This window comes from Comamonas sp. CMM02 (assembly GCF_014851485.1).
In the GTDB taxonomy this organism is placed as follows: domain Bacteria; phylum Pseudomonadota; class Gammaproteobacteria; order Burkholderiales; family Burkholderiaceae_C; genus Comamonas; species Comamonas avium.
On sequence record NZ_JACUZW010000003.1, the window covers coordinates 715,453 to 737,811 of the forward strand.

19 protein-coding genes and 2 tRNA genes are annotated in these 22,359 nt (G+C 55.6%); 6 read left to right on the forward strand and 15 right to left on the reverse strand.

All coding sequences use genetic code 11. The features are described from left to right. Positions 1-20: 20 nt before the first annotated feature. The 4 genes from IB213_RS12820 to IB213_RS12835 are packed head-to-tail and all read left to right on the forward strand — an operon-like array spanning position 21 to position 3,733. Positions 21-977 carry a LysR family transcriptional regulator gene (locus IB213_RS12820; RefSeq protein ID WP_192406928.1) on the forward strand — a complete coding sequence of 319 codons (957 nt, stop codon included), beginning with the start codon at positions 21-23 and terminating at the stop codon, positions 975-977. 11 nt (positions 978-988) lie between these two features. Further along, positions 989-1,948, forward strand: a complete 960-nt coding sequence (gene gluQRS, locus IB213_RS12825; RefSeq protein ID WP_192406931.1) for a tRNA glutamyl-Q(34) synthetase GluQRS — start codon at positions 989-991, stop codon at positions 1,946-1,948. Between the two features lie 16 nt (positions 1,949-1,964). Continuing rightward, complete coding sequence (trmB, locus tag IB213_RS12830) at positions 1,965-2,696, forward strand: tRNA (guanosine(46)-N7)-methyltransferase TrmB (RefSeq protein ID WP_192407180.1); 732 nt, start codon at positions 1,965-1,967, stop codon at positions 2,694-2,696. Positions 2,697-2,734: 38 nt separating this feature from the next. Further along, positions 2,735-3,733 (forward strand): GGDEF domain-containing protein, encoded by a 999-nt coding sequence (locus IB213_RS12835; protein ID WP_192406933.1) that lies wholly within the window; start codon positions 2,735-2,737, stop codon positions 3,731-3,733. 205 nt (positions 3,734-3,938) lie between these two features. Here the strand turns inward: IB213_RS12835 and alaS are convergent, their stop codons facing one another. From alaS to uvrB, 15 genes are all read right to left on the reverse strand, one after another. After that, positions 3,939-6,563, reverse strand: a complete 2,625-nt coding sequence (gene alaS / locus IB213_RS12840; protein ID WP_192406936.1) for an alanine--tRNA ligase — start codon at positions 6,561-6,563, stop codon at positions 3,939-3,941. 245 nt (positions 6,564-6,808) lie between these two features. Continuing rightward, complete coding sequence (locus tag IB213_RS12845) at positions 6,809-7,726, reverse strand: pseudouridine synthase (protein ID WP_192406938.1); 918 nt, start codon at positions 7,724-7,726, stop codon at positions 6,809-6,811. Between the two features lie 80 nt (positions 7,727-7,806). Then, a complete protein-coding gene (locus IB213_RS12850; RefSeq protein WP_192406941.1) occupies positions 7,807-9,114 on the reverse strand; it encodes a 3-deoxy-D-manno-octulosonic acid transferase in 1,308 nt (435 codons plus the stop codon). A gap of 34 nt (positions 9,115-9,148) precedes the next feature. Next, complete coding sequence (locus tag IB213_RS12855) at positions 9,149-10,537, reverse strand: phosphomannomutase/phosphoglucomutase (RefSeq protein WP_192406943.1); 1,389 nt, start codon at positions 10,535-10,537, stop codon at positions 9,149-9,151. Between the two features lie 332 nt (positions 10,538-10,869). Then, positions 10,870-10,944, reverse strand: a tRNA-Val gene (locus IB213_RS12860). A gap of 27 nt (positions 10,945-10,971) precedes the next feature. Beyond that, positions 10,972-11,046: transfer RNA gene (locus IB213_RS12865), tRNA-Val, on the reverse strand. Between the two features lie 54 nt (positions 11,047-11,100). Next, positions 11,101-11,811: a DNA polymerase III subunit epsilon gene (dnaQ, locus tag IB213_RS12870; RefSeq protein ID WP_191721581.1), complete on the reverse strand. Its 711-nt coding sequence runs from the start codon at positions 11,809-11,811 to the stop codon at positions 11,101-11,103. Positions 11,812-11,814: 3 nt separating this feature from the next. Beyond that, the gene (gene fdx, locus IB213_RS12875; protein ID WP_191721580.1) at positions 11,815-12,153 is read right to left on the reverse strand and encodes an ISC system 2Fe-2S type ferredoxin; all 339 of its coding nucleotides are present in this window, start codon (positions 12,151-12,153) and stop codon (positions 11,815-11,817) included. A gap of 12 nt (positions 12,154-12,165) precedes the next feature. Next, entirely contained in the window at positions 12,166-14,037 is a 1,872-nt protein-coding gene (hscA, locus tag IB213_RS12880; RefSeq protein ID WP_192406945.1) for a Fe-S protein assembly chaperone HscA, read from the reverse strand. 73 nt (positions 14,038-14,110) lie between these two features. Further along, the gene (gene hscB / locus IB213_RS12885; RefSeq protein ID WP_191721578.1) at positions 14,111-14,629 is read right to left on the reverse strand and encodes a Fe-S protein assembly co-chaperone HscB; all 519 of its coding nucleotides are present in this window, start codon (positions 14,627-14,629) and stop codon (positions 14,111-14,113) included. 67 nt (positions 14,630-14,696) lie between these two features. Further along, entirely contained in the window at positions 14,697-15,020 is a 324-nt protein-coding gene (iscA, locus tag IB213_RS12890; RefSeq protein WP_191721577.1) for an iron-sulfur cluster assembly protein IscA, read from the reverse strand. 2 nt (positions 15,021-15,022) lie between these two features. Further along, positions 15,023-15,424: a Fe-S cluster assembly scaffold IscU gene (gene iscU, locus IB213_RS12895; RefSeq protein ID WP_191721576.1), complete on the reverse strand. Its 402-nt coding sequence runs from the start codon at positions 15,422-15,424 to the stop codon at positions 15,023-15,025. A gap of 44 nt (positions 15,425-15,468) precedes the next feature. Beyond that, the gene (locus tag IB213_RS12900; protein ID WP_191721575.1) at positions 15,469-16,689 is read right to left on the reverse strand and encodes an IscS subfamily cysteine desulfurase; all 1,221 of its coding nucleotides are present in this window, start codon (positions 16,687-16,689) and stop codon (positions 15,469-15,471) included. A gap of 95 nt (positions 16,690-16,784) precedes the next feature. Continuing rightward, positions 16,785-17,321, reverse strand: coding sequence for a Fe-S cluster assembly transcriptional regulator IscR (gene iscR, locus IB213_RS12905; protein WP_191721574.1), 537 nt, complete (start codon positions 17,319-17,321; stop codon positions 16,785-16,787). A gap of 237 nt (positions 17,322-17,558) precedes the next feature. Continuing rightward, positions 17,559-19,619 carry an excinuclease ABC subunit UvrB gene (uvrB, locus tag IB213_RS12910; RefSeq protein WP_192406948.1) on the reverse strand — a complete coding sequence of 687 codons (2,061 nt, stop codon included), beginning with the start codon at positions 19,617-19,619 and terminating at the stop codon, positions 17,559-17,561. A gap of 118 nt (positions 19,620-19,737) precedes the next feature. Between uvrB and IB213_RS12915 the strand changes: the two genes are divergently transcribed. Together IB213_RS12915 and IB213_RS12920 are read left to right on the forward strand one after the other, a co-directional pair. Continuing rightward, a complete protein-coding gene (locus tag IB213_RS12915) occupies positions 19,738-20,934 on the forward strand; it encodes an amino acid aminotransferase (RefSeq protein WP_191721572.1) in 1,197 nt (398 codons plus the stop codon). 207 nt (positions 20,935-21,141) lie between these two features. Then, positions 21,142-22,062: a CoA transferase gene (locus IB213_RS12920; RefSeq protein ID WP_192406950.1), complete on the forward strand. Its 921-nt coding sequence runs from the start codon at positions 21,142-21,144 to the stop codon at positions 22,060-22,062. The last annotated feature ends 297 nt before the right edge of the window (positions 22,063-22,359 follow it).

Below are 22,359 nucleotides of genomic sequence, written 5' to 3' on the forward strand. Positions count from 1 at the left end.
TTGAATGAACGTATCGCAGCATGCCAAGCCCTCGTGACGTTTTAACCCCAGACAGCCTCGCCATGCTGCAAGTCATTGCCGACACTGGTAGTTTTGCGGCTGCAGCGCGGCAATTGCGGCTGGTGCCCAGCGCCTTGACCTACCGGGTTCGGCAAATGGAAGAAGCACTGGACGTGCTCTTGTTTGACCGCAGCGCACGCCAGGCCCAGCCCACGGAAGCAGGCCAGGCGCTGCTATCCGAAGGCATACGCCTGCTGCAAGACATTGATGCAGTCGCACACCGCGTTCGCCGTGTGGCAACAGGGTGGGAGCCAGAGCTGACCATCGTGGCAGATGGCGTAATCTCTCAGGCCACCTTGTTTGATCTGGTCGAGGCGTTTTATGCACTGGGCTCACCCACCAAGCTCAAGCTGGGCATGGGCACGCTCACCGGCCCCGTGGAATGCCTGACCACCGGGCGTGCCGATCTAGCCTTGGGCGTTGGCACCACCAACACCAGCGTGACGGGACTGCAACTGGACGATCTGGGCGATATCACCTTCGCCTTTGCCGTGGCACCTTTTCACCCCTTGGCACAAATACAAACGCCGATCACAGATGAAATGCTGCTCGAGCACCGTTTGGTCGTAGTGGCTGACTCGGCACAAAAAGAACGCGTCTCCATGGGACTGCTTAATGGGCAGGACATCTTCACGGTCGACACCGTGCAAGCCAAGATTGATGCCCAGGTGCGTGGCCTGGGCTGCGGGTTCCTGCCCGAGACGATGGTGCAGCCCTATGCGCAAGCAGGTTTACTGCTCACCAAGGCTGTCACCCGCCCTACACGCCAGATCCGCATGCGCTATGCATGGAAAAAACCAGGCAATGGTGGATTGGGTAAAGCTTTGCACTGGTGGTTGACCCAGCTGCAAAGCCCCGTGACACAGCAAGCCTTGCTTGAAAATCACCACCTGTCGCTGACCACATCAGCGCGCTAAAACTGTAGGCCATGCGTTCTAGCGCTTATCGCGGGCGGTTTGCCCCTTCTCCCACGGGCCCTTTGCATGCAGGCTCTTTGGTGGCTGCCCTGGCCAGCTGGCTGGACGCACGCGCCCACCACGGCAAATGGCTGGTGCGTATTGAAGACATCGATCCTCCGCGCTGTCCTGCAGGTGCCGACACGGTGATCTTGCAGCAGCTCACCCAATGCGGGCTGATCCCGGACGAGCCACCCACCTGGCAGTCGCAACGACACAGCCACTACGCAACAGCCTTGGCTCAGCTTCAAGACGCGCAACTGGCTTACCCCTGTGGCTGCACCCGCAAAGACATCGAAGCAGCCTGGACACACATGGGGCTGACGCATGCGCGCCACATCGAACGCCCCTACCCTGGAACCTGCCGGGACGGTTTGCATGGCAAAACCGCACGCAGCTGGCGTTTTGCTTTAGAAAAATATATATCCAGCTGGCCTCAGTCCGAAGATAGACAAATTCAAGCTGCTCCTTTTTGCATAAAAGAGGGCCTCCTGTGCTGGCAAGACCGCCGTCTGGGCACTGAGCAGCAAAGACCCGCAGATGTGGCAGGCGACTTTGTCCTGCAACGTGCTGATGGCTTGTACGCCTACCAACTGGCCGTCGTGGTGGACGATGCCTTGCAAGACATCACCCACGTGGTACGCGGCGAAGATTTGACCGACAACACCCCACGCCAGCTGCTGCTTCAGCATGCTCTGGGTCTGCCGCACCCTACCTATATGCACACCCCACTGGTACGCATGCCTGACGGCGAGAAACTTTCCAAGCAGCACGGCGCACCGCCCCTGGATGTCAGTTGTCCACTCCAAGCATTGAACGCTGCAGCAATCTGCCTGGAGCTACCTGCGGTATGCCCTGAAACTACGATGACTGATGCGCTAGCTCAATGGGTCAACATATGGCAAGGCATTTACAATGTGCCCCGTGACTGAGCATCAAATCAACCCCATGGCTGACACCAATGCAGCCTCCCCCTCCCAATCCGCTGAAGGCAAGCCTCCAGCGGACGTGGCATTTCCCAAAACTATCCGCAGCTATGTACGCCGAACTGGCCGTGTCACCACGGGCCAAGCCAAGGCATTCGAAGATATCGGCCCGCAATTTTTGCAGCCCTACACGAACGCCCCTCTGGATGCGCAGGCTGCGTTTGGTCGTGAAGGAAAACTGATTCTAGAAATCGGTTTTGGCATGGGCGAGGCCACTGCGCACATTGCACGCGTGCGACCAGAAGACAATTTTCTGTGCTGCGAAGTGCACGAGCCTGGCGTAGGTGCGCTGCTCAAGCGCATTGGCGAACAAGACATTCACAATATCCGCATCCTGCAACACGATGCAGTGGAAGTGATCGACAACATGCTGCCTGAAGGCAGTATTGATGGCGTGCACATTTTCTTCCCAGACCCCTGGCACAAGAAAAAGCACAATAAGCGCCGCTTGATTCAAAGCCCGTTGGTTGCCAAACTGGCCTCGCGCTTGAAAACGGGTGGATATTTCCATTGCGCGACAGACTGGGAGCCTTACGCTGTCCAGATGCTGGAAGTGCTGAGCGCTGACAGTCAGTTGGTCAACACTGCACAGGGCTATGCCGCCAAGCCAGACTACCGGCCACTGACCAAATTTGAAAACCGTGGTTTGCGGCTCGGTCATGGGGTTTGGGACTTGGTATTTACCAAGCGCTAGCACCCGTCACTGCCATCGCCCCAACAGACCCGAACTTCATGCATATCCTGCAAAACTTGGTTCAGATGACCGGCCAGCGCGATCACTTGCGCTTGGAACTCTCCGTTTTATCGACTTTTTTGCAGTTACCTCGCATTACGAATGTTCGGGCGCTGGAACTACTCAAACTGGACGATGAATACTGGGTTCGCCCACGCACCTGGCAGCAAGCCGGGCAACTGGTCTCGGCGCCCCAAGACTTTGCCAACGACCCGCAGCGCTTTGCGCTACACGAATTACCGTACCTGCACGCCTGCATTGCAAACAAGCAGCAGCAAGCGCAGCATTCACCCGGCATTGGCCAGCACATTATCTGGCTGCCCGTATGGATGCACGATCAAGTGCGCGCCTGCGTGGAGATTACGCAGTCAGAGCCAATTTCTGCGCACAGCCTGGACGTCATTACGGGTGTTTTCAATGTCTACCAGAACTACCAAAGCTTGCTCGATTACAGCGAGCGTGATGCCTTAACGGGATTACTTAACCGCAAGACCTTCGATGAGCATCTGCTGCGATTTGCTGCTGCAGCGCAGACCACGGCATCGGAAGAGTTTTCTTGGCTGGCAGTCATTGACATTGACCACTTCAAACAGGTGAACGACCGCTTTGGCCATCTGTTTGGCGACGAAGTGCTAATTTTGGTCGCCAATTTACTGCGCACAGCCTTTGGCTCACAGCACCGCATCTTCCGTTTTGGTGGTGAAGAGTTTGTCGTCCTCATGCCCCCTTCACGCAAAGAGGCAGCGAGGGCCGCCCTGGAAGCATTCAGAAACCTGCTGGCAGCACATGAATTTCCGCAAGTGGGCCGTGTCACTGTCAGCGTCGGCTTTGCGGGCGCCAAGCTGTCCTCGCCTGTCGAAATCTTGGGCCAAGCAGACCAGGCGCTGTATTACGCCAAAGAAAATGGGCGCAACCGTGTATGCCACTACGAATGTCTGCAAGACCAGGGCTTGCTGCAAAACTCTCAGGTTTCTCACGACGACGTTGAACTTTTCTAAGTTCTGGCTCAAGCGCAGTGTGGGCAGAGCTGCTTCAATCAATCTGCAAGCAGCACCACTCTCTTTGTGACAAGACCTTGTACTGCTGATTGAGCGACTCGGCTTCCGGCCAACGCCTCCCACCCCATTGCCAACCACCACCTGCCGATAAAAAAAGCCAGAGCACATTCATGCACTCTGGCTTTTTGCATACAGTGATTGCGGTTTAGATACGCTCAGTCACCCAGGCTTGCACCGATGCCAGCGCCGCAGGCACCGCCGCAGCATCTGTGCCACCAGCCATGGCCATATCGGGCTTGCCACCGCCCTTGCCCCCCACTTGCTGGGCCACAAAGTTCACCAGTTCACCTGCCTTGACCTTGGCAGTCTCGGCCTTGGTCACGCCTGCAGCCAGCTGCACCTTGTCGCCATCCACAGCCGCCAGCACGATCACAGCAGCGCCCAGCTTGTCTTTGAGCTTATCCATGGTGTCGCGCAGCGTCTTGGCATCAGCGCCTTCCAGCTTGGCGGCCAGCACCTTGATGCCGTTGATTTCTACCGCTTGGCTCAGCATTTCATCGCCTTGGCTGGAAGCCAGCTTACCCTTGAGCGCCGCGACTTCTTTCTCCAATGCCTTGATCTGCTCCAGCGTGCCACCGATGCGGGTGGTCAGCTCGGCCACAGGGGCTTTGAGCACGGCGGCAGCTTGGTCTACGGTGGACTCCAAAGACTGCAGGTACGCCAATGCGTTCTCTCCTGTCACGGCCTCAATACGACGCACGCCAGCGGCTACACCGCTTTCGCCCACAATCTTGAACATACCAATGTCACCCGTGCGATGCACGTGCGTGCCACCGCACAGCTCACGACTGGTGCCGATGTCCAGCACGCGCACAGTTTCACCGTACTTTTCACCGAACAGCATCATGGCGCCGGTGGCCTTGGCCGCTTCGATGTCCATCACTCGGGCATCGGTTGCCGTATTGGCCAAAATTTCGGCATTCACGCGGCGTTCAATTTCGCGGATTTCAGCGGCGGTGACTGGGGCGTTGTGGGTAAAGTCAAAACGGGTACGGTCTGCATTGACCAGCGATCCTTTTTGCTGCACATGGCTGCCCAGCACTTCGTGCAAGGCCTTGTGCATGATGTGCGTGACAGAGTGGTTGCGCATGGTAGCCGCACGCAACTGTGTATCCACTTGGGCCTGCACCGCATCGCCCACCTTCAGGCTACCCGACTCCAGTACACCATGGTGACCAAACACATCTGCTCGTATCTTTTGCGTGTCTTCCACCACAAAGCGCCCTGCGGGTGCAAAGATCACGCCCTGATCACCCACTTGTCCACCGGATTCAGCATAAAAAGGAGTGCTATCCGTAACAACGACGCCGTTTTGACCAGCATTCAATACGGAGACTGGCGTACCGTCAGCGTATAGCGCTACGATATTTACAGATTCAGCCAGTTTGTCGTAGCCCGTGAAAGTGTTGGCTGCACCGGTGTACTCCAGCGCACGGTCCATCTTGAACTTGCCGGCCGCGCGGGCCTTGTTCTTTTGCTCTTCCATGGCGATCTTGAAGCCGGCCTCATCCACGCTCAAACCACGCTCACGGGCCACGTCGTTGGAAAGATCCAGCGGAAAACCATAGGTATCGTGCAGCTTGAAGGCTACGTCGCCAGGCAGCACCTTGACATCGCCTGCCAGTGCGCTGTCCAAAATTTCCATGCCGTGAGCCAGCGTTTCAAAGAAGCGCTCCTCTTCCACGCGCAGCACTTCAGTAATGCGAGCCTCCTGCTCGCGCAGCTTGGGGTAGGCATCGCCCATCACTTGCACCAGGTCTTTGACCAGCTTGTGGAAAAACGGTGTCTTCTGTCCCAGCTTGTAGCCATGGCGAATGGCACGGCGCACGATGCGGCGCTGCACATAGCCACGACCTTCGTTGGAAGGAATCACGCCATCGCTGACCAAAAACGCTGTGGCGCGGATGTGGTCGGCAATGACCTTCAGCGACGGTGTTTCCAGATCCGTAATGTGCGTTTCACGGGCAGCAGCAGCGATCAATTTCTGAAACAGATCGATCTCGTAGTTGCTGTGTACATGCTGCAAGATGGCAGCCAGGCGTTCCAGCCCCATGCCGGTATCCACGCACGGCGCTGGCAGTGGCGTGACCTTGCCGTTTTCGTCCATGTCGAACTGCATGAACACGTTGTTCCAGATTTCGATGAAACGGTCACCGTCTTCATCGGGGCTGCCTGGCGGGCCACCGGCAATGTGATCACCGTGGTCATAGAAGATTTCCGAGCAGGGGCCACAGGGGCCAGTGTCAGCCATCATCCAGAAGTTGTCGGACTTGTAACGGCCACCTTTGTTGTCACCAATGCGAATCACGCGCTCTGGGGGCAGGCCAATCTCCTTGGTCCAGATGTCATACGCCTCATCATCTTCTGCGTACACAGTGGCCAGCAGGCGCTCTTTGGGCAGCTTGTACACCTCGGTCAGCAGCTCCCAGGCCCACTTGAGCGACTCGCGCTTGAAGTAATCGCCAAAAGACCAGTTGCCCAGCATTTCAAAGAAGGTGTGGTGGCGCGCGGTGTAACCCACGTTTTCCAGATCGTTGTGCTTGCCGCCGGCACGCAGGCAAGCCTGCACCGAGGTTGCGCGGGTGTAGGGGCGTTTGTCCGTACCCAAAAACACGTCCTTGAACTGGACCATGCCGGAGTTGGTAAACATCAAAGTCGGGTCATTGCCGGGCACCAGAGGGCTTGATTCCACAATGGTGTGGCCCTTGGATGCAAAGAAGTCCAGAAACGACTTACGAATGTCAGCTACGGAAAAAGTGGGAGTGCTCATGGATATGTGTTTTCGTTGTGCGCAAACCTGCGGCACGGGACAACCTGCGATTATAGGTTTCATGCCCTGCTTCGTACGAGAGAGTCTTCATCGTACCGACAACCCAGCAGGCTTATGAAGCCAAGCACCAGAAATACATGCTGTTTGACGTGCAAAGGATTGAGAAATCCTGCCATTTCGGTATGCGACTTACCGCCCACCAATACAGCACATGCGCACTAGCCACTGGCGCTGGCTGCTACACGTCAATCGCTGGGCAATGCACCCAAGCTTTGCTGCGTTGAGAACTTGTGTTGCTGCCCGGTAATGGGGTCTTGAAACTCTAGTGTTTTTGCCAGCAACATCAAAGGCCGAGAAAAATCACCCTCTGCAGCATCATCTACAACCGGGTACAGGCCATCACCTTTGAGACCCAAGCCCAGCGATGCCATATGCACGCGCAACTGATGCCGCTTGCCACTGACAGGACTGAGCGCGTAGCGCCCCCATCGCTCGTTGTGCTCCAGCAACTCCATGTGCGTGAAGCTATTGGGAACACCGTCGACCTCCTGCATACGAATGAAATTTTCACTCTCTTGCATGCGGCTGGCATGTTCGCGCGGAAAAGCAACAGCCGGGTTCCAGGGCGCAATCGCCTCATAGGCTTTATGCACAGTGCGCTGCCTGAACAAGGCTTGATATGCGCCGCGGTCCTGCCGCCTGATGGCAAACAGCACCAAGCCTGCAGTATCGCGATCGATCCGATGCACAGGCGATAAATCTGGCAGCCCCAGCTGATTTTTCAAGCGAATCAGCAAGGTGTTTTGCAAATAACTGCCGCCGGGCGTGACGGGTAAAAAATGGGGCTTGTCCGCCACCAGGATGTGTGCATCTTGAAACAGCACCCTAGCCTCAAAAGGCACTTCTGGCTCAGTCACCACCTCACGGTAGTAATACACGCGCAGACCGTGCAGCAAAGGCGTGGCCACTTCAATGCAGCGCCCCAGCTCATCCACAACCTCCCCCCGCTCGATACGGTCCAGCCAGCCTTGGCGCGATACACCGGATAACCGCTGCGCCAAAAAATCAAGGCAACTGCCAGCTCCCGTACCCGGCAAGACGATGCAACTGGGCTTGACGCCCTCGCGCAAAGGCAGAACTCGGGGATCGTGGGTGTTGTGCATGAACAATTAAAAGCAAGTGTGCGCTTTCAGCCAAATGGGCCGAAAACATATATACAGCAATCGCTAGCCGCTCACATTATTTATGGAGTGCGAGCAGGCTTCAAACACACGATGGCGGCAATGGCCTGTGCCGTTGCCTTGGCAGCGCCTCGATGTGATTGTGCGAACTCCAAGGCTGCATGCCGGGCACGATCCAGTCCTTGCGCATCGCGTGCCAGCGCAGCGGCCAGTTGTACGCCCTGCTCCATGTCCAGCACACGAAACGCCGCCCCCGCTTCACAGGCATTTTGAGAAGCCTGCGCAAAATTAAACGTATGGGGCCCCAGTACCATGGGGCAAGCACAGGCTGCAGCCTCGATCAGGTTTTGCCCGCCCAGCGGCTCAAAACTTCCACCCAGCAAACCCACATGCGAGGCGGCGTAGTACAGCGGCATTTCACCCAGGCTGTCGCCCAGCCACACGTCGACATCCATGGGAGGCAGGCTACTGCCCCACTGGCTGCGCCGCGCCACACTCAAGCCTGCGCTCTCCAGCAGCGCATGCACCTCCTCAAAACGCTGAGGGTGGCGTGGCACGATCAGCCATTGGCATTGACCGGCAACACCATGAAATTTTCGCCCGACCCACTGGGCAATCCACTGCTCTTCTTCCCCCTCTCGCGAGCTGGCCATGATCACAACCGGCCTGGGGCTTGCAGCACGCCATGCAGTGCCTTGCGCCAGCAAACCCGCATCAGGTTGGACATCAAACTTGAGATTGCCCAGTACCGCGCGCACAGGCGCCCCTAAACTGCGCAAGCGCTGTGCATCTTGCTCAGACTGCGCCCACACCGCTTTCAACGCCGCATAGCAAGGCAAGAACAAGGACGGCCAGCGCTGAGCACCCGCCTGCGACTTGGCATTGAGACGTGCATTGGCCAGCACCAAGGGCACTCCGGCTTGGTGACAGCCAGCCACCAAATTGGGCCATACCTCGGTTTCCATCAGCACACCAATAGCGGGCTGAAACTGTTTCAAAAACCGGCGCACGGCCTTGCGACTGTCCCAGGGTTGCCAAACTTGAACATCGCCTGGTTGCAGCAGTTTGCGCCCTTGTGCACGACCTGTGGCCGTGCCATTCGTCAGCAACAAACGCATGCCAGGCAGTGCTGCACGCAGTTCTGTGATCAAGAGTGCCGCTGCACGCGTCTCGCCCAGCGAGACGGCATGAACCCACACCCATTGCCCCTTGCCATCCGCGCCAAAATGAGGCGGGGTGTAATGACCAAATCGCTCAGGCACAGCCTCAGCATAGCCAGGCTCGGCCTGTGCACGTCTGCGCAGCTTGCGCTTAAGCAACGGCTGCGCCGCCCAAGCCAAAACCGAGTAAGCGGCCAAACTCCAGTTCATACGTATTGCGCCATTGCTACTAGCCCACCATCAGTCAATGCGCGGCACTGCCGACTTGTGCACCAGGCTTCACGCGTTCAAGCAGTGCCAGCATTTGCGCCTGAATACGCGCCAACGCTTCTTCGGTGTGACCTTCAAAGCGCAGCACCAGCACAGGCGTCGTGTTGCTGGCGCGAATCAAACCAAATCCGTCGGGCCAATCCACACGCAAACCATCAATTGTGCTGATGTGTGCTGGCGTGGCGAATACATCTGGTGCCAGCGCCTGCAACTGCGCAGTCAGGACATGCGGCTCGCCTTCGGCACACGCAACGTTCAGCTCTGGTGTTGAAAAACTGGTAGGCAATGCATTAAGTACTGCGCTGGGGTTGGATTCACGACTCAAAATCTCCAGCAAGCGGCTGCCAGCATAAGTTCCATCGTCAAATCCATACCAGCGTTCTTTGAAGAAAATGTGGCCACTCATCTCGCCACCGAGAGGAGAGTTCAACTCTTTCATCCGCGCTTTGACCAAGGAGTGCCCAGTTTTATACATCTCAGCGACACCCCCTGCTTGGCGAATGACTGGCGCCAGACGCTGGGTGCACTTCACATCAAACAAGATCGTGCCACCAGGAACGCGTGACAGGACATCCTTGGCAAACAGCATCATCTGGCGATCGGGATAAATGGTTTGCCCATCTTTGGTCACAATACCCAGCCGGTCGCCGTCTCCATCAAATGCCAAGCCTAATTCAGCATCAGTCTCTTGCAGGGCCTTGACCACATCGAGCAAGTTTTCTGGTTTGCTGGGGTCCGGATGGTGATTGGGAAAATTACCATCAACATCAGAAAAGAGCTCCAGCACCTCACAGCCCAGTGCGCGAAAAATACCAGGTGCGGTTGCCCCTGCCACGCCATTGCCGCAATCAATCACCACTTTGACAGGGCGCGAAAGCTTCACATCACCCACAATGCGTGCGGTGTAGTCACCCAGCACATCCGCACTACGGATGCTGCCACCCTCTTGCAACGCCCAGCTCTCGGCTTCGATGGTCTGTCTCAGTGCTTGAATTTCTGCGCCATAAATGGCGCGGCCAGCGAGCACCATCTTGAAGCCGTTGTAATCTTTGGGATTGTGACTACCCGTCACCATGATGCCGCTGGTACACAGCGTACTGGCTGCAAAATACAGCATGGGTGTTGTACACATGCCGATGTCAATCACCTCAACACCCACATCCACCAGCCCCGCCATCAAGGCTTGGCTCAGCGCGGGTCCGGAGATACGGCCATCACGACCAACCGCCACGGTTCGCTCGCCCTCCGACAGCACTGCAACTCCAAAAGCACGGCCAATACTGCGCGCCACCTCATCCGTCAAAGTGGAAGGGACCACGCCACGAATGTCATAAGCCTTGAAAATAGAAGCCGCAACCTGCACAACAAATCCTTAACGGTTATTCCGCAAAAAAGAGGCATAGAACTCATGCCAGCGCCCCATTTTAATGGTTCACCTACTGGGCAAGTACCTGCATGCTCAGTTGAGGCATGAAACTTACCCCGCTCTCACCCCCGTTCTAGCGGGACGTGGCACCATTGGTGCGACTTTGAACGACGCACTGACAAACGCAAGCTATTCATCCCTAATAGCTGGGCAGCATTGACCGCCACATATAAATTGTGCTGCTGCAAAAATGCCGCTTCGTCAGATTTTTGTTCCAAAAACAAAAAAGGGCTTAGCAATTTGCTAAGCCCTTTTTTATTTCAAAGAGATGGTGCGTGATACATGGATCGAACATGTGACCCCTGCCGTGTGAAGGCAGTGCTCTACCGCTGAGCTAATCACGCAAATCAGCATTGCTGCAGACTTAAAAATGGTGGGTGATACATGGATCGAACATGTGACCCCTGCCGTGTGAAGGCAGTGCTCTACCGCTGAGCTAATCACCCTTGCCTTTATTTCGACAAGACTTAGATTATTGCACAGCTTGACTTATGCTTTTTTCAAATACGCCAAATTGTTTTGCCGCCAGAAGCCTTGTCAAGCTCGCTGAGTGCCGCTTCGTGAGCAACAAGCTCCTGCTCATTCGCCTGCAAAACAGGCAAGCGAATGGAACGCAAATCAATGCCCTGCGGGACATCTGCACCCGATTGCTGCTCACTGACATCATCGTCATCAGGCATGACCAGGGCGTTTTGCCCGCGCGTCATATTGATGTAGACATCCGCAAGCAGCTCCGCATCCAGCAAAGCCCCGTGCAACGTTCGCCCGCTGTTATCCACCTCAAGGCGCGAGCAAAGCGCATCGAGAGAATTTCGCTTGCCTGGGAACAGATCCTTGGCCATGGCCAGCGTGTCGGTCACACCATCCACGTAATGGCTCAAAGGCTTTAGCCCCAGAAGCGAAAACTCCTTATTCAGAAAGCCCACGTCAAATGGTGCGTTGTGAATAATGAGTTCTGCACCCTGCAGATAAGCCAAAATTTCTTGCGCTTTTTCAGCAAACTTGGCTTTGTCACTCAAAAAAGCAGTGGTCAAGCCGTGCACACGCAGCGCATCAGGGTGGCTGTCACGCCCTGGATTGAAATACAGGTGCAAATTATTGCCAGTGAGCTTGCGATTTACCAGCTCTACACAGCCCAGCTCGATGATGCGATCACCACCCTCAGCAGACAAGCCTGTTGTTTCCGTATCCAGAACGATGAGACGCGACATAGATCAGTGATTTTCTTTAGCGTGATTGATCGAGTACTTTGGAATTTCGACCACCAGATCTTTTTGAGCAACGATGGCCTGGCAGCTCAAACGCGATTGCGGCTCCAAGCCCCATGCACGATCGAGCAAGTCTTCTTCCTCTTCTTCTGCTGCATTGAGCGAGTTAAAACCTTCACGCACGATCACATGACAGGTCGTGCATGCACAGCTCATGTCACATGCATGTTCAATTTTGATATTGTTGTCCAGCAGTGCCTCACAAATTGAAGTGCCGGCAGGCACTTCCAGTTGCTTGCCTTCAGGGCAGTATTCTGGGTGGGGAAGAATTTTAATAACAGCCATGTTTTATATCGCTCACGAAATAGATTGAATACTCTTGCCCGCCAAGGCTTCACGAATGCCGCGGTTCATACGCTCTGCAGCAAATGCCTCAGTACCCTTAGCCAGCGCCTGCGTCGAAGCTTCAATGTGCGCAGCATCCTCAGAAGTTACAGCTTGGCGCAAGGCTTGCATCAGCGCAAAAATGTCGTCACGCTGCTGCGCGGTCAGGACATCTCCATCCGCATCCAGCGCACTTTGCGTTGCCATTAACATGCGATCCGCATCCACACGGGCCTCAACCAGTGCACGCGCTTTCATATCTTCTTGCGCTGTACTAAATCCGTCCTGCAGCATCTGGGCAACTTGCTCATCCGACAAGCCATAAGATGGTTTGACATCCACCTGCGCCTCAACGCCACTGATTTCTTCTTTGGCATGCACAGCAAGCAAGCCATCTGCATCTACCGTAAAGCTCACGCGAATACGGGCTGCACCAGCCGCCATCGGAGGAATACCGCGCAGCTCAAAGCGTGCCAAGCTGCGGCAGTCTTGCACCAGGTCTCGCTCACCTTGCACGACATGGATTGCCATGGCGGTTTGACCATCTTTGTAGGTGGTGAAGTTTTGTGCACGTGCCGTGGGAATGGTTTCGTTGCGCGAAATAATGCGCTCCACCAAACCGCCCATGGTTTCAACACCCAATGACAGCGGAATCACGTCCAGCAACAGCAGCTCACCGGCTGAATTATTGCCTGCCAGCTGGTTGGCTTGAATCGATGCACCCAGCGCCACCACTTCATCTGGATTCAAGTTCGTCAAGGGAGGCTGCCCAAACAACTGCGCCACCGCATCCTGCACCTGAGGCATGCGAGTAGCTCCTCCCACCATGACGACACCCTTGACGTCTTCCACTGCCAAATCTGCATCGCGCAATGCACGTCGCACGGCCTGCAGTGATCGTTTTGTCAAGGCAGCGGTAGATTGCACAAAGTCTTCACGCGACACCATCTGATCGATAGTGGGGCCACTTGGCAAAGTCACAACAAACCGCGTACTCGCAGCCTGCGTCAGGCGCTCTTTGCAGGCTTTTGAAGCCACCCGCAACGCCGCTCGATCTTCTGCCGCCACCAAAGCAACGCCAGCCTGCTCCTGCACCCATTGACCCAAAGCTGCGTCATAGTCATCCCCGCCCAGGGCGGAATCACCACCGGTTGCAATCACCTCAAAGACGCCCTTTGTCAGCCGCAATATTGAAATATCAAACGTACCTCCGCCCAGGTCATAGACAGCATAAATACCTTCACTGCCATTATCCAGACCATAGGCGATAGCTGCTGCGGTTGGTTCATTGATCAATCGCAGCAAATTCAGTCCAGCCAATTGCGCTGCATCTTTGGTAGCTTGGCGCTGTGCATCATCAAAATATGCAGGCACCGTAATGACAACGCCGTGAATATCGTCGTCAAACGTATCTTCTGCACGGTAGCGCAAAGTGGCCAAAATTTCCGCACTGATCTCTACCGGACTTTTAAGACCTGTGCGGGTTTGCACCGCAACCATTGCGTTTTCGGCCACCTGCGCCAATGCGTACGGCAAATGCTGCACCTGATCACCCAGGTCAGAGAGACTGCGCCCCATGAAGCGCTTGACGGACACGATGGTGTTGGCAGCGTCATCCACTTCATGCACGCGCGCGTCATATCCAATCTGGCGTTTGCCTTCAGGCGCATAGCGCACTACCGAAGGCAGCAAGATACGACCCTGATCATCCGGCAGACACTCTGCAACACCATTGCGTACAGCAGCTACCAGGGAGTGCGTTGTTCCCAAATCAATACCCAGCGCGATGCGACGCTGGTGCGGATTGGGCGATTGACCGGGTTCGGAAATTTGCAATAAAGCCATGGTAAATCTGTCTCTGAATGAACGGCACTCCGTCCCAATACCCTGAGCACAAGCTGCAGGTCGATGTAGCCAACTATTGTTCCAGTTGCTCGCGACGACGTTCGATGTCTTGCGCAAAGCGCTCAACAAACATGAGGGATCTCACCGTTTGAACCGCCGCCTTAGCGCCCTCTGAAGATGTCAACAATTGCTCGCATTCTTCAAGCATCTCACGCTTGGCTGATGCCACCTCCAGCGCTAAAGAATTGATGCCCTCTTCGCTGACCGCATCGTCCAGCGCTTCGCGCCACTCCATTTGCTGCATCAAAAATGCAGCAGGCATGGCCGTGTTGTCCTCCGCACGCACCGGCACGCCATACAGCTCGCACAGGTAGGCTGCACGCTTGAGGGGGTGCTTAAGGCGCTGGTATGCCTCATTGATACGCACTGACCATTGCATGGCCACACGCTGAGCCACCCCACCCTCACCTGCAAAGCGATCGGGGTGAGCCTGTTTTTGCAGCGCTTTCCAGCGCTCATCCAGCAGCACACGATCCAGCGCAAACTGCCTGGGCAAACCCATCAACTCAAAATCATCAGACTGCAGATTCATGTCAATAAAAAACCGCCAGCACGGGAGCATTGGCGGTTCTGTTTTAAAGGCTCTAGCCCGTTAGCAATTAAATGCGGAAGCTTTCACCGCAACCGCAACGGTCACGTTCATTCGGGTTGTGAAATTTAAAACCCTCGTTCAGACCTTCGCGCACAAAATCCAGTTCTGTGCCGTCGATGTACGCCAGACTTTTTGGATCAATCATCACCCTTACGCCATTGCTTTCAAAGACAACGTCATCCGGATCTTGTTCATCCACGTATTCCAGCTTATAGGCAAGGCCTGAGCAGCCCGTGGTCTTTACCCCCAAGCGAACCCCAACCCCCTTGCCACGCTTCGTCAAATAGCGATTCACGTGGCGCGCTGCTGCGTCAGAGAGCGTAATTGCCATTTTTATTCAGCAACAACCGCTTCACCGCGCTTGGCTCGGTAGTCATTCACTGCCGCCTTGATTGCGTCTTCAGCCAAGATGGAGCAATGCACCTTCACTGGAGGCAAAGCCAGCTCTTCAGCAATCACACTGTTTTTCAACGCAGCTGCTTCATCCAGCGTCTTGCCCTTGACCCATTCAGTCACCAGAGACGAAGAGGCGATCGCAGAGCCACAGCCGTAAGTCTTAAAGCGTGCATCTTCGATCACACCAGTCTCAGGATTGACCTTGATTTGCAGCTTCATTACGTCACCGCAAGCAGGAGCGCCAACCATACCGGTACCAACCGTGTCGTCACCCTTTTCGAAGGAGCCAACGTTGCGGGGGTTTTCGTAGTGGTCAATAACCTTGTCGGAGTAAGCCATGGTGTTTACCTCTTCAAATTCAAAAAATCTGTTCGTCAGTGTGCTTAGTGCTCAGCCCACTGGATGGTGCTCAGATCAATACCATCTTTGTACATTTCCCACAGAGGACTCAACTCACGCAGCTTGGCCACATTTTGTCGAATCGTCGAGATGGCGTAATCGATCTCTTCTTCCGTGGTGAATCGGCCAATCGTCATGCGCAGCGAACTGTGTGCCAATTCATCGCTGCGGCCCAAGGCGCGCAATACGTAGCTAGGTTCCAAGCTAGCCGATGTACAGGCAGACCCCGAAGAAACCGCCAAGCCTTTGATACCCATGATGAGCGACTCACCTTCAACATAGTTGAAGCTGATATTCAGGTTGTGCGGCACACGGTGCTCAAGATCACCATTCACAAACACTTGCTCGATGTCTTTGAGACCATCTAACAAGCGTTGCTGCAAGCGTTGTGCATGCGCGTAGTCCTGCTGCATCTCGTCTTTGGCAATGCGGAAGGCCTCACCCATACCCACAATTTGATGGGTGGGCAACGTACCAGAGCGCATACCACGCTCGTGACCACCGCCATGCATCTGCGCTTCCAAACGCACACGAGGTTTACGACGCACGTACAGCGCACCAATCCCCTTGGGGCCGTATGACTTGTGCGAGGCCAGGCTCATCAAGTCAATCGGCATGCTGGACATGTCCAAAGGCATCTTGCCCGTTGCCTGCGCAGCATCCACGTGGAAAATAACGCCTTTTTCACGGCAGAAGGCACCAATGGCATTCAGATCCTGAATCACACCAGTTTCGTTATTAACGGCCATCACGCTGGCCAAGATAGTGTCAGGGCGAACAGCCGCCTTGAATACTTCCAGATCGAGCAAGCCATTTTCTTGCACATCCAGATAGGTCACCTCAAAACCCTGACGCTCCAGCTCGCGCATGGTGTCCAGCACTGCCTTATGCTCGGTCTTGACAGTAATCAGGTGCTTACCTTTACCTTGGTAAAAGTGTGCAGCGCCCTTGATGGCCAAATTATCAGATTCTGTGGCACCACTGGTCCACACGATCTCGCGGGGATCAGCGCCGATCAGGTCTGCAACTTGTGTGCGCGCCTTCTCAATAGCCTCTTCCGCCTCCCAGCCCCAAGCATGGCTGCGGGAAGCCGCATTACCAAAGTGCTCGCGCAACCACGGAATCATGGCATCCACCACGCGAGGATCGCAAGGCGTTGTTGCACCGTAGTCAAGATAGATGGGGAAATGTGGGGTCATGTCCATGGCTGGCTCTACTGATATCTGTCTGGCAAGCACCAAGCTGCCTATTGAAAACTCATAACACCTGCCGAATACGTTCGGCGGGCCTACTCATGCGCTCAAGACTTGGCGAATACGTTGCCCAGTGCAAAGACTGAGTTGGGCGCATTCACACGAATCGGCTTGACCACAGGAGCTGTGGAGATGGCGCGACGCACAACAGGCTTATCCTCGATCTGGATACCCTTTGCCAGTTGCTCATCCACCAGCTTTTGCAGGGTGACAGAGTCCAAGAACTCCACCATGCGCTGATTCAGTGCAGACCACAGTTCGTGGGTCATGCAACGACCTGCTTCACCCATGCAGTTTTCCTTGCCACCACACTGGGTAGCGTCGATTGGCTCGTCAACCGAGACAATGATGTCTGCGACAGTGATTTCAGAAGCCTTGCGTGCCAAGGTATAGCCACCTCCAGGACCACGTGTGGATTCAACCAGCTCGTGGCGGCGCAGCTTACCGAACAGCTGCTCAAGGTAAGACAGGGAAATTTGCTGACGCTGACTGATAGCAGCCAACGTGACAGGACCGTTGTTCTGGCGCAGTGCCAAATCGATCATGGCTGTGACCGCAAAGCGGCCTTTGGTAGTAAGACGCATCGTGAGCTCCTTCAGTCAGGCTGTTAGTTACAGAAACATCAATCGCGGCAACCGGATTGACTACCGTCTCCGCCCTTACTCTGCCACCTCGTCAAGGCACAGAGCCCTTCTTCTAAGAAGTCTTTTGTTGTTGTTGAATGTTGAAACGAAGTATATCAGAAACCCCATCAATTTTGTCGGATACACGCAATCAACGCCATTAACTCAGACTATTGCCGCAGAAAAAAAGCTTTGAAATCAAGCCCCAAACAGTTTTTGTTTAAGAACTGCCAACTGATCTCGCAAGCGCGCTGCGGCTTCGAACTCCAGATTCTTGGCTCGCTCCAGCATCTCTTTTTCCATTCTCTTGATTTCTTTGGCCAGCTCGGCGTCGGACATGTGCTCAAAAGCGCCATGGCGAACCATTGCCCGACTTTGCTCATCGGATGCCCGCACACTTTTCTCGCTATACACGCCATCAATTAGGTCTTTCACTCTCTTGACAATGGCCTGCGGCTGGATGCCATTGGCTTCGTTGTGCGCAATTTGCTTGGCACGACGGCGCTCGGTCTCATCCATGGCTTTGCGCATGGAGTCGGTGATACGGTCTGCATACAAAATGGCTTTGCCGTTCAAATTGCGCGCCGCACGGCCAATGGTCTGAATCAAGCTGCGCTCAGCACGCAGGAAACCTTCTTTATCCGCATCCAAGATGGCCACCAAAGCCACCTCGGGAATGTCCAGACCTTCGCGCAGCAGGTTAATGCCGACCAAGACATCAAACACACCCAGACGCAAATCACGAATGATCTCGACACGCTCCACCGTATCGATATCCGAGTGCAGGTAGCGCACTTTCACGCCGTTTTCAGTCAGATAGTCTGTCAATTGCTCGGCCATGCGCTTGGTCAAAGTGGTGATCAGCACCCGCTCTTCACGCTCCGTACGCAGACGGATTTCCTGCAGCACATCGTCCACCTGGTGCGTAGCTGGGCGAACTTCAATTTCCGGATCCACCAAGCCTGTGGGTCGCACGACCTGATCGACCACCTGCCCGGAATGGGTTTTTTCGTAATCGGCCGGCGTGGCCGAAACAAAAATCACCTGCCGCATGCGCTGCTCAAATTCTTCAAACTTGAGTGGCCGGTTATCCATGGCAGAGGGCAAACGAAAGCCGTACTCCACCAAGGTGGTCTTGCGAGAGCGGTCACCGCTGTACATCGCGTTGAGCTGACCAATCATCTGGTGGCTCTCGTCCAAAAACATGATCGAGTCTTTGGGCATGTAATCGGTCAACGTGCTGGGTGGCTCACCTGGCACAGCGCCCGACAGGTGGCGTGTGTAGTTCTCAATCCCTTTACAGTGGCCCACTTCGCTGAGCATTTCCAGATCAAAGCGCGTGCGCTGCTCCAAGCGCTGCGCCTCCACCAGCTTGCCCATGCCCACCAGTTGCTTGCTGCGCTCTGCCAATTCCAGCTTGATGGTTTCCACCGCCGCCAGCACTTTGTCGCGGGGCGTTACATAGTGGCTGCGCGGGTAGACCGTAAAGCGTGGAATGCTTTGTTTGATACGCCCAGTGAGCGGGTCAAACAGCTGCAAGCTGTCCACCTCATCGTCAAACAGCTCAATGCGCAGCGCCAGCTCTGAGTGCTCTGCCGGGAACACGTCAATCGTGTCGCCGCGCACGCGGAACGTGCCACGCGAGAAATCCTGATCATTGCGCTGGTACTGCATGCGAATCAGCTGCGCGATCACATCACGCTGATTCATGCGGTCGCCAGTGCGCACCGTCATCACCATGCGGTGGTAGCTCTCTGGTTCACCAATACCGTAGATGGCCGAGACCGTGGCCACAATCACCACGTCGCGCCGCTCCATCAAGCTTTTGGTGCACGACAGGCGCATCTGCTCAATGTGCTCGTTGATCGCGCTGTCTTTTTCAATGAAAAGATCGCGCTGCGGCACATAGGCTTCAGGCTGGTAGTAGTCGTAGTAACTGACAAAGTACTCCACGGCGTTTTTGGGGAAAAACTCGCGAAATTCGCTGTACAGCTGCGCTGCCAGCGTTTTGTTGGGCGCAAAAATGATGGCGGGCCGACCCAAGCGCGCAATCACATTGGCCATGGTGAAGGTTTTGCCCGAACCCGTAACCCCGAGCAAGGTCTGAAAAGCCTCGCCGTCCTGCACCCCCTCCACCAACTTTTCGATGGCCGCAGGCTGATCGCCTGCCGGCGGGTACGGCTGGAACAACTCAAACGGCGAGTCTGGATAAGTGACAAAGGTGCCAGACAGCACCGCAGCTTTTGTTTCTTCTTGCATGGTTTTATGTCTTCAGCGCATAGGCAGATGCCGGGGTAAAATGGCGCGCTAACCCTCAAGCCTAACGCAGGAGTCAGTTGGGGGCGAGCTGCAATTTTTCTACCCTCAAGGACGATTCATGTCTCTGTTTACTGCCGTCGAAATGGCCCCCCGCGACCCTATCTTGGGTTTGAATGATCAATTCGCTGCCGATACCAACCCCAGCAAGGTGAATTTGGGCGTGGGCGTGTACTTCGACGACAACGGCAAGCTGCCCCTGCTGCAATGCGTGCAGGCCGCTGAAAAAGCCATGATGGACAAGCCCACACCCCGCGGTTATCTGCCAATCGATGGCATTGCCGCTTATGACAACGGCGTCAAGGCGCTGGTGTTTGGTGCCGATTCCGATGTGGTCAAGTCTGGCCGCGTCTCCACAGTGCAAGCCATTGGCGGCACGGGCGGCCTGAAGATTGGCGCTGACTTCCTGAAGAAGCTCAACCCCAACGCCAAGGTGATGATCTCCAACCCCAGTTGGGAAAACCACCGCGCCATTTTTCAAAATGCCGGTTTTGAAGTGGTCAACTACGCTTACTACGATGCAGCCACCCGCTCCATCGACTTTGCCGGCATGCTGGCTGACCTGAACGCAGCCCCCGCTGGCACCGTGGTTGTGCTGCACGCCTGCTGCCACAACCCTACTGGCTACGACATCACGGCCGCGCAATGGGACCAGGTCATTGAAGTGGTCAAGGCCAAGAATCTGGTGGCGTTCCTGGACATGGCTTACCAAGGCTTTGGCCATGGCATTGCCGAGGACGGCGCCGTGATCGGCAAGTTCGTGGCCGCTGGCCTGAATATTTTTGTGTCCACCTCGTTCTCCAAGAGCTTCAGCCTCTACGGCGAGCGCGTAGGTGCATTGTCTGTGGTTGCCAACGACAAGGAAGAAGCGGCACGCGTGCTGTCGCAACTGAAGATTGTCATTCGCACCAACTACTCCAACCCACCTACACACGGTGGTGCCGTGGTTGCCGCAGTGCTCAACAACCCCGAACTGCGTGCGCAGTGGGAAGCAGAACTGGGCGAAATGCGCGTGCGCATCAAGGCCATGCGCCAAAAGCTGGTTGACGGCCTGAAGGCTGCTGGCGTGACGCAAGACATGTCCTTCATCACCACGCAAATCGGCATGTTCTCGTACTCCGGCCTGAGCAAAGAACAGATGATTCGTCTGCGCTCCGAGTTCGGCGTGTACGGCACAGACACTGGCCGCATGTGCGTGGCCGCACTGAACAGCAAGAACATCGAGCACGTCTGCAAATCGATTGCTGCCGTGATCTAAAGCGCTGCGCCTGTGCGCAATCAACCGCCTTCGGGCGGTTTTTTGTTGTTCACAGTTTTCATAAAGGGTAGCTACTAACGCTTACTGTCAAACAGTTTCAAATATAAAACTATTTGAAAGTCATATCTCATAAGCGCTGACAGCTATCAATAAATAAATTGACGCCAAAGCGGCAGACTTTTCCCTCGGCTGAGCATACAAAGCAGCATGCACGCACCATCAGCCTCTACCACTTTGCAGCCTTTGCAGGGCACTCGCATTCTGAGTCTGGCACTGAATCTGCCCGGCCCTGCAGCCCTCATGCGCTGCCACCAAATGGGCGCGCAGTGCTTCAAGCTCGAACCCGTGGCCGCGCAGGGCCAGCTCAGTGCAGACCCCATGCAGGCCTACAGTGCGCCAGCGTATACGCAACTGCATCAGGGCATTGAGCTGCTGCAGGCCAACCTAAAAACCCTTGAAGGACAGGCACTGCTGCACGAGCAGCTCAACCAAGCTGATGTACTGCTCACCTCCTTTCGCCCAAACGCTCTGCACAAGCTGGGCTTGGATTGGAGCGAGCTTCAAGCACAGTACCCCCGCCTGTGCATGGTGCGCATTTTTGGCAGCACTGACCCCCAAGAAGCGGGGCATGCCGGCCACGATCTGACCTACCAAGCTGAGGCAGGCTTGCTCGATAGCGGACATATGCCCGCGAGCTTATTTGCAGACATGACCGGCGCAGTCATGGCCAGTGAAGCCATCATGCAGACCCTGCTGGCACGAGCGCACAGCGGCTCCGGTCACTGCGTGGACATTGGCCTGGCCCAGGCCGCCCATTGGACGGCCCTGCCCCGCCAGTGGCAGATGACCACACCACAAGGCGATGTCGGTGGCGCGCATGCAGGCTATGGCATGTACCGCTGCGCTGACGGCTGGGTCGCACTGGCTGCGCTGGAGCCCCATTTTGCACAGCGCTTGTGCGTCGTCGCAGGGCTGCCGAGCGCTGACGGCAGCATTGAACACATGCGCGAACACGCTACGCACCAAGCGTTTAAACGCTTTTTTGCGCGCCATACATGCAACGAACTGGCGGCGATGGCAGGACAAAGCGGCATCCCCCTACATTTAACCCCTGTCAAGCACAAATAATTACATCAGGCACCCACCGTCAAGTACGGTGCGTTCACAGCATTGGCATACCGCGTTAAATCTTTACTGCTCACCCTGTGTATTGCCTTGTTTGAAAGGTTCAGATGGTTCAGCTTTCAGCGCTGTGCGCCGCCAGTCGTTTGCAAGTTCAAGTTGTACGCCTAACCACCGGCAAGGCCCAGCAACCAAGGGCCATGGTGCCTTTGACAACGCTGCCACTGAAGCAATGCATGCCACACCATGGCGTCGCAGCTAGCAAGCCACTAACACATGCAGCGCGCTGCACTGAGACACGCA

Excerpts from the sequence above, each read along its gene's own strand:
- IB213_RS12820 (WP_192406928.1), top strand. The coding sequence starts at position 21 with ATGCCAAGCCCTCGTGACGTTTTAACCCCAGACAGCCTCGCCATGCTG.
- gluQRS (WP_192406931.1), top strand. The coding sequence starts at position 989 with ATGCGTTCTAGCGCTTATCGCGGGCGGTTTGCCCCTTCTCCCACGGGC.
- trmB (WP_192407180.1), top strand. The coding sequence starts at position 1,965 with ATGGCTGACACCAATGCAGCCTCCCCCTCCCAATCCGCTGAAGGCAAG.
- IB213_RS12835 (WP_192406933.1), top strand. The coding sequence starts at position 2,735 with ATGCATATCCTGCAAAACTTGGTTCAGATGACCGGCCAGCGCGATCAC.
- alaS (WP_192406936.1), bottom strand. The coding sequence starts at position 6,563 with ATGAGCACTCCCACTTTTTCCGTAGCTGACATTCGTAAGTCGTTTCTG.
- IB213_RS12845 (WP_192406938.1), bottom strand. The coding sequence starts at position 7,726 with ATGCACAACACCCACGATCCCCGAGTTCTGCCTTTGCGCGAGGGCGTC.
- IB213_RS12850 (WP_192406941.1), bottom strand. The coding sequence starts at position 9,114 with ATGAACTGGAGTTTGGCCGCTTACTCGGTTTTGGCTTGGGCGGCGCAG.
- dnaQ (WP_191721581.1), bottom strand. The coding sequence starts at position 11,811 with ATGTCGCGTCTCATCGTTCTGGATACGGAAACAACAGGCTTGTCTGCT.
- fdx (WP_191721580.1), bottom strand. The coding sequence starts at position 12,153 with ATGGCTGTTATTAAAATTCTTCCCCACCCAGAATACTGCCCTGAAGGC.
- hscA (WP_192406945.1), bottom strand. The coding sequence starts at position 14,037 with ATGGCTTTATTGCAAATTTCCGAACCCGGTCAATCGCCCAATCCGCAC.
- hscB (WP_191721578.1), bottom strand. The coding sequence starts at position 14,629 with ATGAATCTGCAGTCTGATGATTTTGAGTTGATGGGTTTGCCCAGGCAG.
- iscA (WP_191721577.1), bottom strand. The coding sequence starts at position 15,020 with ATGGCAATTACGCTCTCTGACGCAGCAGCGCGCCACGTGAATCGCTAT.
- iscU (WP_191721576.1), bottom strand. The coding sequence starts at position 15,424 with ATGGCTTACTCCGACAAGGTTATTGACCACTACGAAAACCCCCGCAAC.
- IB213_RS12900 (WP_191721575.1), bottom strand. The coding sequence starts at position 16,689 with ATGGACATGACCCCACATTTCCCCATCTATCTTGACTACGGTGCAACA.
- iscR (WP_191721574.1), bottom strand. The coding sequence starts at position 17,321 with ATGCGTCTTACTACCAAAGGCCGCTTTGCGGTCACAGCCATGATCGAT.
- uvrB (WP_192406948.1), bottom strand. The coding sequence starts at position 19,619 with ATGCAAGAAGAAACAAAAGCTGCGGTGCTGTCTGGCACCTTTGTCACT.
- IB213_RS12915 (WP_191721572.1), top strand. The coding sequence starts at position 19,738 with ATGTCTCTGTTTACTGCCGTCGAAATGGCCCCCCGCGACCCTATCTTG.
- IB213_RS12920 (WP_192406950.1), top strand. The coding sequence starts at position 21,142 with ATGCACGCACCATCAGCCTCTACCACTTTGCAGCCTTTGCAGGGCACT.